This window comes from Paenibacillus sp. DS2015, from assembly GCF_050433705.1.
Classification (GTDB): Bacteria; Bacillota; Bacilli; order Paenibacillales; family Paenibacillaceae; genus Paenibacillus_AQ.
The window spans coordinates 1-1,712 of record NZ_JBNPWS010000079.1 but is presented as its reverse complement, the minus strand read 5'-3'; the positions used below and the strand labels follow the sequence as shown (position 1 = coordinate 1,712).

Genomic DNA, 1,712 nt, shown 5'->3' with positions numbered 1-1,712 from the left:
TTTCTGCTCATATGTTCACGATCGTGGTAGCCTTCATACCGTCGTTATGAAGGCCTTTTTTTCGGGCAACTGCGCAACCAATCCAAAGTGTTAGACGATGTTCATGTCTTCTAGATATACCTACATGAATTTATATTGAGCTATCATTTCTCCCCAAGGTGCTATACCTGTTTCAACAAACCCAACGGATCTATATAACCTTCTTGCTGTCTCGTTACTATTGCTATATCCCAATAGTAACTTATCCGTTTTGTTCTCTTGTATGTTTATTTCTTCAACTACTAATTGTAATGCCTTCTTACCATATCCATTATTTTGATACCTCTCATCAATCATAAATCGATATATCCAGTAATTGTTATCATCTGGATCCATTCCGTACATTACAAATCCAATCATCGCTTCATCCAAATAAATAGCTTTGCATATAAATCCATTTAGAAATTGAACTTCTGCAATGGAGTACAAATTAGAGGCCATATTATCCTCTTGATCTTCTCTTACCTTTAACTGTATGCATTCTTCCCAATTCGATTTTTCAATTGATTTTAAACTAATTTCCATTTCGAATTCCTCCTAAGATTGTAGAGAAACCCATTATTCATGATTTCTCTACTTTTTTATTTGCTTCTCCGACTTCCCCAATCTAATAATTATGTGATTTGTATTCATATCACATCACTCCCTTCAATATTGTTTATAGTATTATTGACATGAATTTCGTCTAACGTTTGGCATTCCTGACGTTCAAGCAGCTTAAGGACCGTAGGTCCGGGTCGTCAGACTTAGCTGGTTGAATGTGTCGCCTGAATCCTCTTCTCCGAAAACCCTCTTGGCGACCAAGGAGCGCACGCGACGACGTAGGAATGTTTTGTTATGAGAAGTCAATTTGCTTTCTTAATCACCCAAATTATGGTTTTATTCATTCAATACTCAAATATCTTGATTTTATTATGTTCATATGATGATTTTCATGACCTGCAATAATATAAATACATGCACGTACAGATAATAGATGATTATTAAATTCTCCAATATTACTAATTGATTTTTCAGATAGATTTTCAATCAATGAGATGGTAGCTTTCCTTACAGCTTCATAATCATTAAGTACACTTTTCAATGAGAGTCTATCTAGAGATGAATTTTCAACAAATAGATCACGATCATAGCCTGATAATACACCTTCATCGCCACGAGCAATTCTTAGAATTCTATAATTCCATAATCGTTCCACGTCAGCAATATGACCAATAACACTCTTTAATGTCCATTTATCTGAGGTATATCTAAAGTTTCCAATATCTTCAGTAAGATCACTTAATAAGCACAAATTTGTTTGAAGTTGCTCTCTTAGAATTCCAATAACATTACCTTCAGATACTTGGTCAATGTATTGCTTTACATTGGGTAAATATTCATTATTTTCTGGTCTTGTAATCATAATATTCTCCTTTGAATTAAATCTTTGGTTGATTTCTCATAACGTATGTATATTCCTGACGTTGATTTCCCTTAGATAGCTCTTATCTTAGGGAAATCAATGTGTCGCCTGAATCCTCTTCCCTGAAACGCCTCCGGCGACCAAGGGGCGAATGCCCCGCAGTAAGAATGTGATGTTGAACTAAACCGCTACGCGGTAGCTTATTAAATCCTACAATCCTTACTGCCATTTTACCACGTTTTCCTTTATTATCTAGTAAAAAAAGGAA

General features: G+C 35.1%; 3 protein-coding genes. All 3 read right to left on the bottom strand.

Annotated elements, in window-relative coordinates; genetic code table 11:
* Positions 1-120 precede the first annotated feature (120 nt).
* Positions 121-564, bottom strand: a complete 444-nt coding sequence (locus J2T13_RS26165; RefSeq protein WP_429375640.1) for a GNAT family N-acetyltransferase — start codon at positions 562-564, stop codon at positions 121-123.
* 358 nt (positions 565-922) lie between these two features.
* Positions 923-1,444, bottom strand: coding sequence for a DinB family protein (locus J2T13_RS26160; RefSeq protein ID WP_429375639.1), 522 nt, complete (start codon positions 1,442-1,444; stop codon positions 923-925).
* Positions 1,445-1,526: 82 nt separating this feature from the next.
* Positions 1,527-1,712: hypothetical protein (locus J2T13_RS26155; protein WP_429375638.1), on the bottom strand; the 186-nt coding region annotated here is incomplete at its 5' end.